Origin of the sequence: Fontimonas thermophila, from assembly GCF_900113085.1 — a bacterium.
GTDB lineage: Bacteria > Pseudomonadota > Gammaproteobacteria > Nevskiales > Nevskiaceae > Solimonas > Solimonas thermophila.
Genome location: NZ_FOOC01000007.1, coordinates 87,564 through 101,857, shown reverse-complemented (window position 1 = coordinate 101,857; position 14,294 = coordinate 87,564). Strand labels below are relative to the sequence as shown.

Below are 14,294 nucleotides of genomic sequence, written 5' to 3'. Positions count from 1 at the left end.
AGCCCGCTGTAGGAGACTGCACGATCGCACCCATGCCCTACGAGGCGGCACGCTCCAAGACAACTGGGCCATCGACTTTGATCGTGCGCGTCGGAAACGCCATGCTCACGCCCTCGCGTGCGAGTCTGCGCAGGATCTCCAGATTGATCGCCTGCTGCACGTCCATGTAGCGCTTGTAATCCGGGTCCTTCATCCAGTAAACCACCTCGAAATCCAGCGAAGATTCGCCGAATCTGAAGAAGTGTGCGCGATCGAAGCGCACGATGTCGTGTCGTTCGACAATCTCGCGCACCAGGGATACGACCCGTTCGAGTCGATCAGGCGGGGTCTCATAGGTAACTCCGAACGTGAAGACAACACGCCGCTCATACATACGCTTGTAGTTGCGTACCCGTGCTTTCAGCAGGTCGCTATTGGGAAACACGATCTGCTCGCCGCTTAAGCTGCGCAGACGCGTGGTCTTCAGGCCCACATGCTCAACCGTGCCCATGTAGGAATCGACGATGATGAAGTCGCCGACGACAAAGGGTTTATCGATAACAATCGAAAAGCTGGCGAACAAATCGCCGAGAATGTTCTGCACGGCCAGCGCCACAGCGATACCGCCAACACCGAGCCCGGCAATCAAAGCCGTTACATTGACGCCAAGATTATCGAGAGCGACGAGCAGTACGACTGCCCATAGCACGAGACGTCCGACGAAGGTGATCGCGCCAAAGCTAGTCACCACACCCGGGTCTTTGGCCATGGCTTTTCTGTGGTAACGCTCAGCCCAGGAATTGAGGGCGGCACTACCCCACAACCCGATCTGCATGAAGATGGCCACGGTTGCGACTGACTGCAGTATCGTGTCCACTCTCGCCGGCAGATCGAAATTGCGTGCACCGATGTAAAGGCTGACCAGCAAGATCAGCCCCTGTTTCGTACGCCGCACCGCGGCGATCAACGCATCATCGAGCGCAGTATCGGTTTGTTCGGCGCGCGCCGCCAAATGCGCAACGATCACTCGCTTCACCAACCCAACGCCGAGATTGATACCCAGCGCAACAGTCAGCGCAGTCAGCCAGCTACCCAGCGGATTACCTAAGATCATTAGGTTCCAGTCCATCACGTGCTCTCCATGTCTGAAGTGCTCGCGAATCGTCGCGGCACACAACATGACAGTACAGCACACACTGGATGAATCCAGAATGAGCGATGGAATACGGCTTTAGGGAGAGCCGCGGTCGACGATCGGATCACTGCGCGCGTGTGTGGCGGAATCACGCCATACGGCTGCGTCGTCTCGCAGCACGACAACGGCCATCAGCGCGAGGGCGAGGATGGCGATGAGCACCGTCAGCCGTGAGCGGCGACGTGTGCGTGCCGGCACGTGCACGAGTCCTGGAACACGACGTTCGTCGAAGGCCTTCATAGCCAAGCTCCGCGAGAAACTCCGCCGGACTTGCGTCCGGCGGAGTTTCCGTCGACTAACACCCCGATCGATGTGTCTTCAGAATGATGTGCCTTCAGAATGGCCCTTGCCCACCGGCATGGCGTCGGCGGGCCGCCGCGAACAGCAACAGCGTCATCGCCGCCATCAGGCCCAATGCGCCGCCGCCCTTGCGACGGCTGCCACTCTCCACACCAGGACGTACTTCCACACCGCGCGCCGCCGCCTTGGCCGTCGCACCCGCACTGTCCGTCACCGTCAGCGTCGGCGTGTATGTCCCCGCAGCCGTATAGGCGTACTCGAACGTGCACTCACCGCCACGGTCCACCGCGGGCAACGGACCCGCCCCATCCGGATCGAAGACATAACGCACGATCGTCTCACCGTCCGGGGCAAACGATGCACACCCATCAAACGTCACCGGATCCCCAATCCGCACCAGCGTCGGCCGCACCGCCAAAAGCGCCGTCAGCGTGTTGCCAGAGTTCACCGCCACCATCGCCGTCGCCGTCGATGTCCCCAGCTCGTTCCCCGACGCATCCAGGTCCGTCATCGTCGCCGTGATCGTGTAAACGGATTGCTCCGGACGTGTGTACACGTGGCTCGTACGGCCAGTCGTGTTCTCCACCACCGTGCCGTCGCCAAAATCAAACCGGTACACCGTGCTCGCCGTCGCCACGTCGTGTGATGCGTCCGGGCCGTTCGCATCCACCGTCACCGTCAACGGCGCCGTCCCGCTCGTCGGCGTCACCACCAGGTCCATCACCGTGCCACCGTTCACCACCACCGGCGACACCGTGCGAATCACAATCTCCTCCGATACCGCGCTCTGCGTCGCGTCCGCATCCGTCACCACCACCTTCACGCGGTAACCATCCACGTTCCCGTATCGGTAAAGATGCGTCGCCGTCGCTTCCGCCTGCGGTCCCGCGTAGCTGTTGTCCCCAAAATAAAACGTGTAGCGATAGCCAGACCCGGGACCTCCAGACGCCACCGCGCTCAGCGTCACCTCCAGCGGATCAGACTCACTGACCGTGTACGTCCCGTCCGCGTTCGCCGCCTTCGAATACGACGCCGTCAGCGTCACGCGCAGCGCGCCCGGGGCCGATGCGTCACGCAAAACCACGGTATCGGTTGCGGTCCCAAAGCGCGCCTCGACGACGTATTCGCCGTTGACCGGCGTGAACTGCGAGAAATCGATGTCGCGGCTCCAGTGTCCATCGATCACACCGGCCTGCCCGGCATCGACACCGTTGACGCGCAGACTGACGCTGCTCCCCGAGCCCAGCGGGCAGCCCTCGGCATCGACCGGCGTTCCGGGCGGCGTTGCCGGGCAGCGATCCGACGCGTCGGGGACACCGTCGCCATCGGCATCGCCCGGACCGGATGAGGTCAACATGTAGTCATCGGCCTCACTGGTTCCAAAAAAGCCCAGCCCGTCTCCGAAGTTGATAATGCCCACCGTGAGCACGGCCGATGCCTGGATGTCGCGCACGATGTCGCCGCCGGCCAAGGCACGGCCGCCGCGCGTGAAAGCCGCACAGTCGGTCGGGCGGTTGTCATGATTGAACGCCGATAACGGGATCACCCAGACCGCCTCATTCGTATCGACATCGAAGGTACTGGCCGACAGATCCGTATCGATCGGACAAATCGACGACAACCCCTGCGCATTCGGCGCTGAATCGACGAAGATCTGGAACTTGTCGGTCAGCGGGGTTGGTATCCGTCCTTCGAGCAGGGCGAGCACGTCGGCCGCCTCGAATTCGTAGGCCAGGCGGTAGTTCTGCGTTCCGTTGTGTGCGGTCGTGAATGTGACTTCGTAGGAAATCGGGTTGCTGCGTACGGTAGGCACCAGACCATCGAGCATGCCGGACAGCGCCAGCCTCACCGTCAGATGCGTGGCGTCATTGGAGAGGCGGATCGCACCGACTTCGCCGGCGACTCCGGCCACCCGCTCGCCACGTTCGGCAAAGCGGTTGAAATCGGAAGTCCCCGCTGCCATGAAGGTCGCGGCATTCACCCCGAGCAAATCGAGCAGACTCTGGAAGCTGGATGTCTCGTCCAGCCCCAGCAGGCCGCCGGCATAGCGCTGCAACTCTGCCGGCGCGCACACCGGCATGCAGGCGCCATCGTCGCGTGGAAAGCCGTCACCGTCGCCGTCCACGGTCGGGCGCGGTCCCCAGATCGCGCTCTGCGCCTCGCGCACGACGCCGTCGTACCAGAACTGTTCGAGCGAACGCACCGGCACGGGACGTGTCCCCAGGATGCTGGCCGTGACGAAGGGTTGGATCGTCGCACCGCCATTGCGCAATCCATTGCCGAGATCCACATAGCCATAAGCATTCTTGACCCACCCCACCGGACCCGGCACCGGCGACAGTTGCGCATACGGCGGTACCGCGTTCTTGACGAAAGCCTCGTGCAGCTCGTCGCGCGTGAGGATGCCGTCGGCAAAGGGGCCTGCGGTGACGGTGCAACCCCGATTGCGCAGCAGGGTCAGGGCATCGCCGGCCGCGACCGATGCGCCTTCCTCGGTGTCGTTGCACGCACGGCGCGCCTCAAGCAGGCTGTGCGCGAGCACGCCGGCGGCGGCCGGCGAACTGAAACTGGTCCCGCTGACGGTGATCTCACCGCTCATGCTGGCCGTGTCGGCGACCCTGCGGCTCGAACCGTTGGCCATGATCTCGGCCGGGAAGTCGCTCCAGTGGGTCGCCAAACCGTCGTCGAAGGAAGCACCCACAGGGATCACCGCAGGACTGCCGCTGTCGAGCAGGAAGGTCGAGGTCGGCACCAGTCCGAAGTTGGCCGCACCGTTACCGGCAGCGCTCAGAAACAGCTTGCCGTTGCGGCTGGCGGCCACTGCACCGTCATGCTGCGCCGGGAACAAACCGGTGTTGACGCCCACACCGAGAATGCCGATCGAGATGCTCGAGGTGATGACGTCGATCCACGGCTGCTGTGCCGCCCATTGGTAGGCCGCCTCGATGGCATCGACGGTATCGGCCTCGAGAGCGATCAGCAGACAGTCCGGACAAGTCCCAAACGTATTGCCGACTGCGGCACTGGACACCCAGCTCCCGTGACTGGTGCCGCTGTCGCCGCCGCCTTGATCGAATCCAACCGGCGAATTCGTATCCGTGTGCGCGAAGCTCTTGGTCATGATCCGCGTGCCCGGATACCACACCAGATCGCCTTCGGCGATGGCATTGACGACCGCACCGTCGGCCACCACATTGGCCTGCCAGGATCCGCTGCAGTCGTCGCGGTAGCGGTAGCGACCACCGCCGAGATCGTCGATGAAGCACAGCGGCGCGGCCTTGGCAGTGGACGGAAAGCCGGTCAGATAAGTCGCCGGCGACACCAGGCGTTCCGGGTCGCGGAAATCGACGTGATACGGGTTGGCCCCGGTATCGATCATCGCGATGACGACTTGCGGCTTACGGTCATAACCCGCAGCCGTGCCGCCATTCGGATCGCCGTCGCTGCGCCCGGCGCGACCACTGACCGTGGTGATGCCGCTGACGTGGGTCTGCGCCGCCGGCGCATCGATGAAGACATAGTCGCCGTTGCCACCCTGTGCCGGGCTATTCCACGCCTTGGTCCCGACCACGGCCGTGCGCACACCGACCCCGGCCTGCGCCGACAACCCAGCGGCACCGGCCAGCACCCCCAGCGTGGCCATCGCCACCCAACCCATCCCGCGACGCCAGTAGGCGCCACCACGGTTCCGACTTGTCATCATATCCCCCTCCGAATAGCCATCCAGGCAAACCTGGCAATGGCTCACCGCCTCGGCCCGAACGACCCTGCCCTCACCAGCAGCTGCTGGGGGTATGAGTCACGCCTGGCCCGCAATGTCCCCGATGGGGTCGGCGACACCTGCCACGCCCATCACGCCATGAGGCTTCCCACCCGATCAGCCTCAGCAAACGGCTCCTACGCACAGACCGGTGACATCGAGACTCGTGTAAGAGTTTGCTTTCCCAATGTAGGGATTTTTCTATGCGGGCGGCAATAAGAGATTTTCCTCAAGGGTTTCCCCCCAAGGTTTGCTCACCGCCCGCATCATGCGCGGGATTGCTTCAGCGGCGTTGATAGACCTCGGCACCCTGTTGCCGGAACTGCTCGGCCTTCTCCGCCAGCCCTTGCTCGATCAGTGCGGAGGGATCACCGCCGCGGCTTGTGGCGGCATCGTGCGTGTCTGCGCCGGCGTGCCCGGCAAGACGGCGCACGTCCTCGGTGATTTTCATCGAGCAGAAATGCGGCCCGCACATCGAGCAGAAGTGGGCGAGCTTGGCGCCCTCCTGCGGCAGGGTTTGGTCGTGAAACGACCGTGCGCGCTCCGGATCGAGGCTCAAGTTGAACTGGTCCTCCCAGCGGAACTCGAAGCGCGCCTTGGACAGGGCGTTGTCGCGCACCTGTGCCCCGGGATGGCCCTTGGCAAGATCCGCGGCGTGGGCGGCGATCTTGTAGGCGACGATGCCTTGGCGCACGTCCTCTTTGTCCGGCAGGCCCAGGTGTTCCTTGGGGGTGACGTAGCACAGCATGGCAGTGCCGTACCAGCCGATCTGTGCCGCGCCGATGGCCGAGGTGATATGGTCGTAGCCCGGTGCGATGTCGGTGGTCAGCGGCCCCAGGGTGTAGAACGGCGCCTCGAAGCAGTGCCTGAGCTGCTCGTCCATGTTCGCCTGGATGAGCTGCATCGGCACGTGTCCGGGGCCTTCGATCATCACCTGCACGTCGTGCTTCCAGGCGATCTGCGTGAGCTCGCCAAGCGTCTTGAGCTCGGCGAACTGGGCCTCGTCGTTGGCGTCCGCAATGCACCCCGGCCGCAAGCCGTCGCCGAGCGAGAAGCTCACGTCATACGCCTTCATGATCTCGCAGATCTCCTCGAAGTGCGTGTAGAGGAAATTCTCCTTGTGGTGGGCCAAACACCACTTGGCCATGATCGAGCCGCCACGCGAGACGATCCCGGTGACACGGTTTGCGGTGAGCGGGATGTAGCGCAGCAACACCCCCGCGTGGATAGTGAAGTAATCCACGCCCTGCTCGGCCTGCTCGATCAGCGTGTCCCTGAAAATCTCCCAGGTCAGTTCCTCGGCGCGGCCGCCAACCTTCTCCAGCGCCTGGTAGATCGGTACGGTGCCGATCGGCACCGGCGCGTTGCGGATGATCCACTCGCGCGTTTCATGGATGTGCTTGCCGGTGGACAGATCCATGACCGTGTCCGCGCCCCAGCGGATGGCCCAGACCATTTTCTCGACTTCCTCGGCGATACCGCTGGTCACCGCGGAGTTGCCGATGTTGGCGTTGATCTTCACCCGGAAGTTGCGGCCGATGATCATCGGCTCAAGTTCAGGGTGGTTGATGTTGGCCGGAATGATCGCGCGTCCCGATGCCACCTCCTGGCGCACGAATTCCGGCGTGACCACCTCGGGGAGATGGGCACCGAATGCCTGTCCGCGATGGCGGCGCTTCAGATACCCCGCCCGTTCGTACTCCTCACGCAGCTCATCCAGACGCGCGTTCTCGCGGACGGCCACAAACTCCATCTCGGGCGTGATGATCCCGCGCCGCGCATAATGCATCTGCGTGACGTTCACCCCGGCTTTGGCGCGGCGCGGCGGACGGGTATGCGCAAAACGCAGATGCGCGGTCACCCCATCGGCGGCGCGGATACGGCCGTGGATGGAACTCGGCCCTTTCAGCGACTCGCTGTCGCCGCGCGCCTCGATCCAGGGCGCGCGCAAGGCCGGCAACCCCCTGGTGAGATCGATGTGCGCCTCAGGATCGGTATAAGGACCGGAGGTGTCATAGACGGTCACCGGAGCATTGGCTTCGAGCCCGGCGCGGCTACGGGTCGGGGTGAGGCTGATCTCGCGCATCGGCACGCGCAGACCATCACTCCCGGCAACGAAAATCTTGCGAGAGTTCGGAAACGGCTTGCGGACTTCGTCCGACAAAATCGCCGCCTTACGGAAAATGTCTTTTTCGACTGCGCTCATCGCGATGACCTCAGAGGCCGTGGCGGGAAAGCGCAGGCGGCAGAGGCAACTGCCAAGCCTTCCCTCCACCGGCGTTGATCAATACCGGCCAGGTTCCAAGGGTCTGATCTCAGGGCGTATCCGCGCCCACCCCCGGCTTTGATCCCATAGAGTAGCCGAATTGAGTCGCGTTTCATGGAAACGTCATTTTCATGGCGCAAATTTTCGCTGGTGTATTGAGTTCCGGCCGGTCTGGGCTTAACCATGCGTTCTGTATTGCTTTTGTCTTTGCCAGCGGTCCTCACCGTGACGGCATGCGGAGATAGCGCGCCGCTGAGTCTTGCTTCGGCGACTCATGGACAATCCCGGGTGGTTCGCTTCGTCGCGTTTGGCGACGCCGGACAGGCCACACAAGGCGGCCCGACGGTGCAAACCGCTGTGGGAGAGGCCATGGCCGAGGTGTGCGCCGCCCGCGGCTGTGACTTTGCACTAGAACTCGGTGACAACTTCTATCTTTCGGGGGTGACCAGTACGGCTGATTCTCAGTGGCAGACCAAGTTCGAACAGCCGTATGCTGCCCTCAAGATCCCGGTGTTTGCGACACTGGGCAACCATGACAATAGTCAGGGCCCTGGAGAGGGTTCGGCAAACAGTCGCGGTAATGTGCAGGTCGCCTATCACAGTGCCGCCGAGAATGTCAGCAAAAAATGGAACATGCCGGCGCGCTACTACCGCTTCACAGCACCGCTGTCGAGCCAGGGCAATGACTTTGTCATCAATATCCCGGCGGGCTATCCGGCGCTTCCGCCTGTCGCCGGCGAGCCGCTCGTGGAATTCTTCAGCCTGGATTCCAGCCCACTCACCTCGATCGTGGCCGATCCCGATCCGCGCTGGAGTCATCTCACCTATGGACCGACGCAGTTGCAGTGGTTCCAGCAGGGGCTGATGAACAGCCGGGCGCGCTGGAAAATTGCCTTTGCCCATCACCCCTACATCAGCAATGGTCTGCATGGCAATGCCGGCAACTATGACGGCGTCGATCCCAATCTGCCGGGAACCAGCAATGGCAGACCGTGGAAGGAATTTCTCGAAGATTCCGCATGCGCAATGGGACTTGATTTCTTCATGGCGGGGCATGACCACCATATTGAATGGCTCACCCCCACGGCGAGCTGCAACGACAAAACGCAGTTCATCATCTCAGGCACTGCCGAACAGCCGCGTGGTTTCGGTGACGCCAACCGCAACCCGGTTTACTACCAGAAAGCAAATGTCCTGGCGTTCTTCTGGTTCGAATTCCGCGAAGAGGAGATGACAGGAGCCGCCTACATCGTCGATTCGAATACGCTCAAGCTCGAGACTCATCCTGACGGCAGTCCGAGAGCCGACTTCGAACGAACGTTCGCGCGTCAGCCATGAGCGTGTGGCGATTTGCGATCGTACTCGCCTTGCTCAGTCCGCTTGCACAAGCTTCGACCGTGCTGGGCGATGGTTTCCGCATCGATCTGCCAGCTGACTGGACTTATCAACGCGACCGCATGGGGGTGGCGTTGATCGCCAGACCGGACCGGACAGTGGATGCAGAAGGCTGGGGTATGGATCTTTTGACCGTCACCCGCGAAGCGATCAATCTGCAACGCACCTGTCTGGAAGGTTTTAGTTACCGCAAACTGGAACAGCTTGCTTATCACAGCGAGCGTTTTGCCAAGCTCGGGTATGAAGAGCTCACACTGGGTGGCCGGCCCGCTGGCTTATTCACCGTCCGGTACACCGAGGGTCCGCGCGAGCTCATGGGTCATGTGCTGATTCTTGATGCGGGCAGTCATATGTTGACCGCATCGGCGCTTTCCAGCCCTGCTCGATTCGAAGCCAAGCGCGCCGTCTGGCGCCACGCGCTGGAATCTCTCAGGGCCCAATGAGACATACACTCGCGGGGTTGCTGCTCTGGCCACTGTGTCTGCCAGCCCAGCAACCGGTCGGAACAGAAGATTTTCATAACCCAGAACCCACCATCCCGGCGCAGTGTTATACCGCGACCGATGGTCTCCACAACCCCTGCTGGGCCTGTCACACCAGCCGCAATGGCCTCAATCACAAAGGCGACTGGGTACTCCAGCGTGCCTACGCCTTTTCTCCCGCGGGTAGCCATAACCACTGGGACAATCTGTTCCGTGATCTTCGCAACGCAATTGCAGCGATCAGTGACGAAGAAATTATTTCCTGGATCCGTCAAGACAATTACACCCATCTGTTGAGGAATTCCTCTCCGGGACCTGGTTATCGACCCGATCTGGATTTTTCCAAAGGCTTTGACGAAGACGGCTTCGCCCGCGACGGCTCTGGCTGGCGGGCACTGCGTTATCAACCTTTCCCCGGCGTGTTCTGGCCGACCAATGGCAATACCGATGACGTGTTCATCCGCTTGCCAGCACTCTTCGGTCAGGATGAGAAGGGCCGCGCTTCGCGTGCCGTGCTCAAACGCAATTACGCCATCTTGGAGCAGGCAATGAACGTGCCTGATACCCGGGAAGTCGCTCTGCCCGCATACTACGAGGGCGCAGCACGCAACATCCCCGTTCATCGCTGGCGCTACCCGCTCGGCACCGAGTTTTTGCATAGCGTGCGCTATATCGACGTCGATGCGCAGGATCTGCGCAGCGCGCGCCTAAAGGAGCTGCGCTACAGCCGCAAGCTACAGAATCCCGACACGACACAAATTGCGATTGCCTATCAGCACGACCGCGAGGAAAAAATCCTCGGCTGGGTGCCAGCGTTCCACGGCGATGCCGAGCGTGGCCTGATGAATGCGTTTGGCTGGGTTTACCAGGGCTGGATCGAGGACAAGGCGGGTGCGCTGCGACCCCAAACCCGGGAGGAAACCACCTGGTGCATGGGCTGCCACGGCGGCATCGGTGTCACGGTCGATTCAAGCTTCGCTTTTCCCCGCAAACTACCGGGCGATGCTGGCTTCGCTCTGCAAACCCTGCGCGGACAGCAGGATCGCCCTCAAGCCGGTCATCGCCAAGGCGAGGTGCTGACCTGGCTCGAGCGGGCCGGCGGCGGGGATGAATTCCGCAGCAACACAGAGATGCTCGAGCGCTTTTTCATCGGCGGCCGACTCAATCGAGCCGCCGTGCGCCGTGCCGCAATCGGTGGTGACCGCGATCTACACTGGCTGCTGGCCCCCAGCCGGGAACGGGCGATTGCGCTTAACAAAGCTTATCTGGTGCTGGTTCGAGCTCAACGTTTTGAAAAAGGGCGCGACGTGGTGCTCTCGCCGCCACGTCACGTGCACCGCGAGATTCGTAACGGCGATACCGGACTGGCCGCCAATGGCCGCGTGTACTCCGACGGACGCTTATGGCTCGAATAGTCCGTTGCCAATGCCATAGAGGCCGCACGGGCTCATCTTCAATGCACCGCTGGCGGCGCTTTGTAGTCTGAAATATCCCGGAGTAAATCCTCGGCCGAAAGCTGCGTGGCGTTCTTGCCGCCCAGAAAGCTGGTCAGCCCGGCTTTGGCATAGTGCGCCTTGATGCGCTCGCTCATCAGTCCGATGTATTCCAGGTTGGGGATCAGGCGCATGAACATGAGATGGCGGAAGGCCGACATCGACCGCGCATTGAGGATGATCTCGTCCCAGTCCTTGAGCGACAGCCGGCCTTCGAACCACTCGTAGTAAATCTCGTGTGAGAGAAAGCGGTTGCGCATGAGCAGCGCGACCTCGTAGGCCCAGTCTTCGCGCTCGCGCACCTCGGCCGGTGACAGCGCCTTGCTGATGTGCTCGCGCAGGGCGAGCACGCCGTAGTGCACGTGCCGCGCCTCGTCCTGGATCACATATTTGAGCAATTGCTTGAGCAACGGCTCCCGGGTGAAGTTGTACATGGTGCCGAATGCCCCCAGCGCCAGACCTTCGACCATGATCTGCATGCCGAGGAATTTGACGTCCCAGCGGCCGTCGGTGAGCAGGTCGTCGAGGATCACGAACAGGTTGTCGTTGATCGTGTAAACCTTCTGCAGCTTGGTGTCGAGATAACGCAGGAACACCTCGAGATGGCGGCCTTCGTCCATGACCTGGGTGGCACCATAAAACTTGCCGTCCAGCCACTGCACCGACTCGGTGACCTGCGCCGCCGCATACAGCGCGCCTTGCTCGCCATGCATGAACTGCGACAGCGTCCATGCCGCGACGTCGTTGGCAAAACGCAGCTTTTCCTTGGCATTGAGTCTGATGCCCTTGGCCTCGAGCCCTTCGAACGGCGGGTAGTCGAGCGGCATCACCGCCGTTTCCGGATTCTCCGGATCGACGTCGATGGACCAGTCGAGATCGCGATCGCCATTCCACTGGTTGGCGACGGCGCGGCGGTACAAGTCGTACATCTCGGGAAACTCATCGCCATAAGTGAGCGTGTAATGCGCTGCATGGTGACCCGGCATCTGCACGGCATCACCCTCGCGCGCCGTGCCGAGCACCAGTCCGCGGAATGCCGATGGCGCCATCGAGGCGGCAACCTTGAGATTGCCAACGGAGCCCATCATGCGCAGGGTATCGAAACTGCTGTAGATCGTGTTCTGCGCCTTGCGTGGCAGGCCTTGGAGCATGCGATCGAGGGTGGTCATGGCAACACCTCCTTTCAGGCGTCGACGGTCAGTGGTGTCAGGGCACAGGCCGAGCAGGCCAGCGTCCAGCCGGCTGCGCGCTCGTCGGCAGACAGGCAGTTGGGCTCGTCGAGGCACACCTCGCCGTCGCGGATCCGTACACGGCAATGGCCGCATCCGCCGACGGTGCAACTGAACGGGAGCGCGAGCCCGGCACGCAGCCCGGCTTCGAGGATCGACTCACCCGGCCGTTGCACGATGGTCCTGCCGGAGCGCAGGAAGCGGATTTCCACCGGCGCCGTCGGCCGCTGCTGGTGGCGCGGCGCGGGGATGAAGCGTTCGCGCCGGATGCGCGCCGCCGCGACGCCAGCCGCGCGCAAACCTGCCGTAGCTGCGTCCATCAGCGGCTGTGGGCCGCACAGATAGATCTGCGCATCGATCTCGGGCTGCAGCAGTTCGGCCAGGCGCGCGGCATCGGGACGCCCTGCGCTCGCGGTGTACCAGGGCGTCCACTCAAAACGCGGGTAGCGCGCCTGCGCTGCGCGCAAACGCGCATCGAACAGTGTGCGGGCCGGATCGCGGTTGATGTAGAGCAAGCGCACCCGCCGCTGCGGATCGGCGCGCAGCGCGGTCTCGATCAGGCTGATGATCGGCGTGATGCCACTGCCAGCCGCGAGCATGACCAGCGGCCCACGTTCGCCGGGCGTCAGCACGAAATCGCCACTCGGGCCGAGTACGCGGTAACGCGCGCCAATCTTGAGCCTGGTTACGACGTACTGCGAAACCAGACCGCCCGGCAATAGCTTCACTGTGCAGGCCGGCGGTTCGCCTTCGGCGACGCTCAGGCTGTAGGCGCGCCGTACCTCGGCGCCGTCGATGTTGAAACAGTGCGTGAGATACTGCCCGGCACGAAATGGCAACGGCCGGCCGTCTTCGGTCGCGAGTGTGAGTGTCACCGCATCGTCGGTTTCGCGCCGGATGTCGGTCACGCGCACGCCGCGCGCAGTGATGGCAGCGGGCGTGGCCCAGCGACGGGCGGATCCAGCCGGCCGCGGCAAGGTGATACGGCGAGGGTGCGAAAAGAACATCGGCTATCTCCTCGCCATCCACTATCCGCACTCGCACTGGCAGCGTCAACGGATTTTTGGATTACCGCCGACGCGCATGACGCACCGGCGCTTCAGGCTGCGGCCTGGTGCCGCACCGGCGTCTGCAGCCTGCCGAAATGCAGATCGCCCACGGTGAAGGTCGGCGCGGTGCGCGGGAACAGCCAGTAACCCGCGGACTCCGACGAGGGCGCGATGTTCGGCAAGCGCTCGTCGCGCGGCCAGGGCCCGGCGATGGCCTTTTCCTGCACCATCGAGATGTACTGATCGACCCCGTATTCGAGGGTGTTGCCATTGAGCACGACCTCGGCGCCGGTTGCGCGTGCATACTCGGCCAGGCCGGGGATGCTCGAATGCTGCGGCGCGTAGGCGTCCAGGCTCACGCCGTTCTCGCTCGTGACCTTGAGCCCCTCCGGGGTGTGCACGACGATGGAGTGGTTGCCCTCGGTATGCCCCTTGGTGCGGATCAAGGCCACGCCCTCGCCGAGCATGACGTCGTGATCGAGCAGGATGACGCGGTCTTGCGGTATGCCGTCGAGGCCGCCGGGACAATACCACTGGTTTTGCCAGGGGATCAGCGCATGCGCGCTCTCCCATTCCTCGCGCATGACCAGCAGCTTGGCATTGGGGAAAATCGCTTTGTGCCCGTTGCCGCCGAGCCAGCGCGTGAGATTTTGCGTGTGCAGGTGATCGTAGGTGATGTAATCGACATCTTCGGGCGCAAGCCCGATCTCGGCCAGACGCTGCAACACCGTGCTGGTTTTCTTGAATACGAGCGCCTCGCCCACACCGGCGAAAGGCCCCATCGAATCGGTCAGCCGCTTGAAAAACGGCGTCGCCCGCTGGTGCTCCCAGTCCGACGGCGACACCAACAGCGTCTTGAGTCCTTCCGCGCTGCGGAACTGCACGACGAACAGCCGGTTGCACAAGTGGATGTAGGGTGCGAGCCGGCCAAACCCGTTGAGATATCCGTATCGCGCCGGATACGGCACCCGCACCAGTTCCATCGAGCGGTAATACGGCACCGGCTTGCCGGCGAGCATTTCGCGCCGGAAATCCTGCGCGGCCGCGCGCACGTTCTCCACGCGGTCGCGCGGCCGGCGCGCGGCGCGAGTGCCATCGAAATGCGTGATACGGCGGATGATGCTCATGCCACACCCCGTCGGATCA

Annotated in this window: 10 protein-coding genes; 3 read left to right on the top strand and 7 right to left on the bottom strand. The window is 62.8% G+C overall.

The features are described 5' to 3' along the window. Positions 1 to 37: 37 nt before the first annotated feature. The 4 genes from BMZ48_RS08475 to thiC form a co-directional block, all read right to left on the bottom strand. Positions 38 to 1,108, bottom strand: a complete 1,071-nt coding sequence (locus BMZ48_RS08475) for a mechanosensitive ion channel family protein (RefSeq protein WP_200769573.1) — start codon at positions 1,106 to 1,108, stop codon at positions 38 to 40. Between the two features lie 102 nt (positions 1,109 to 1,210). After that, positions 1,211 to 1,414 (bottom strand): hypothetical protein, encoded by a 204-nt coding sequence (locus tag BMZ48_RS08470; RefSeq protein ID WP_091533852.1) that lies wholly within the window; start codon positions 1,412 to 1,414, stop codon positions 1,211 to 1,213. Between the two features lie 94 nt (positions 1,415 to 1,508). Continuing rightward, a complete protein-coding gene (locus tag BMZ48_RS08465; RefSeq protein ID WP_091533849.1) occupies positions 1,509 to 5,177 on the bottom strand; it encodes a S8/S53 family peptidase in 3,669 nt (1,222 codons plus the stop codon). Between the two features lie 340 nt (positions 5,178 to 5,517). Next, positions 5,518 to 7,440 carry a phosphomethylpyrimidine synthase ThiC gene (thiC, locus tag BMZ48_RS08460; protein WP_091533847.1) on the bottom strand — a complete coding sequence of 641 codons (1,923 nt, stop codon included), beginning with the start codon at positions 7,438 to 7,440 and terminating at the stop codon, positions 5,518 to 5,520. A 243-nt stretch (positions 7,441 to 7,683) separates the two neighbouring features. On the opposite strand from thiC, the gene BMZ48_RS08455 reads away from it, so the two are divergent. From BMZ48_RS08455 to BMZ48_RS08445, 3 genes are read left to right on the top strand one after another with little or no spacing between them, the layout of a single operon-like run. After that, positions 7,684 to 8,838 carry a metallophosphoesterase gene (locus tag BMZ48_RS08455; RefSeq protein WP_091533844.1) on the top strand — a complete coding sequence of 385 codons (1,155 nt, stop codon included), beginning with the start codon at positions 7,684 to 7,686 and terminating at the stop codon, positions 8,836 to 8,838. A 29-nt stretch (positions 8,839 to 8,867) separates the two neighbouring features. After that, positions 8,868 to 9,338: a DcrB/PsbP domain-containing protein gene (locus BMZ48_RS08450; RefSeq protein WP_143383664.1), complete on the top strand. Its 471-nt coding sequence runs from the start codon at positions 8,868 to 8,870 to the stop codon at positions 9,336 to 9,338. Between the two features lie 17 nt (positions 9,339 to 9,355). Beyond that, positions 9,356 to 10,792 carry an Aq_1262 family (lipo)protein gene (locus BMZ48_RS08445; protein ID WP_091533838.1) on the top strand — a complete coding sequence of 479 codons (1,437 nt, stop codon included), beginning with the start codon at positions 9,356 to 9,358 and terminating at the stop codon, positions 10,790 to 10,792. A gap of 38 nt (positions 10,793 to 10,830) precedes the next feature. Here the strand turns inward: BMZ48_RS08445 and BMZ48_RS08440 are convergent, their stop codons facing one another. The 3 genes from BMZ48_RS08440 to BMZ48_RS08430 all read right to left on the bottom strand — a co-directional run bounded on the left by BMZ48_RS08440 (position 10,831) and on the right by BMZ48_RS08430 (position 14,275). Beyond that, positions 10,831 to 12,039, bottom strand: a complete 1,209-nt coding sequence (locus BMZ48_RS08440) for a ferritin-like domain-containing protein (protein WP_091533836.1) — start codon at positions 12,037 to 12,039, stop codon at positions 10,831 to 10,833. A gap of 14 nt (positions 12,040 to 12,053) precedes the next feature. After that, complete coding sequence (locus BMZ48_RS08435) at positions 12,054 to 13,106, bottom strand: ferredoxin--NADP reductase (protein WP_091533834.1); 1,053 nt, start codon at positions 13,104 to 13,106, stop codon at positions 12,054 to 12,056. Between the two features lie 92 nt (positions 13,107 to 13,198). Then, positions 13,199 to 14,275: an MBL fold metallo-hydrolase gene (locus BMZ48_RS08430; protein WP_091533832.1), complete on the bottom strand. Its 1,077-nt coding sequence runs from the start codon at positions 14,273 to 14,275 to the stop codon at positions 13,199 to 13,201. Positions 14,276 to 14,294 lie beyond the last annotated feature (19 nt).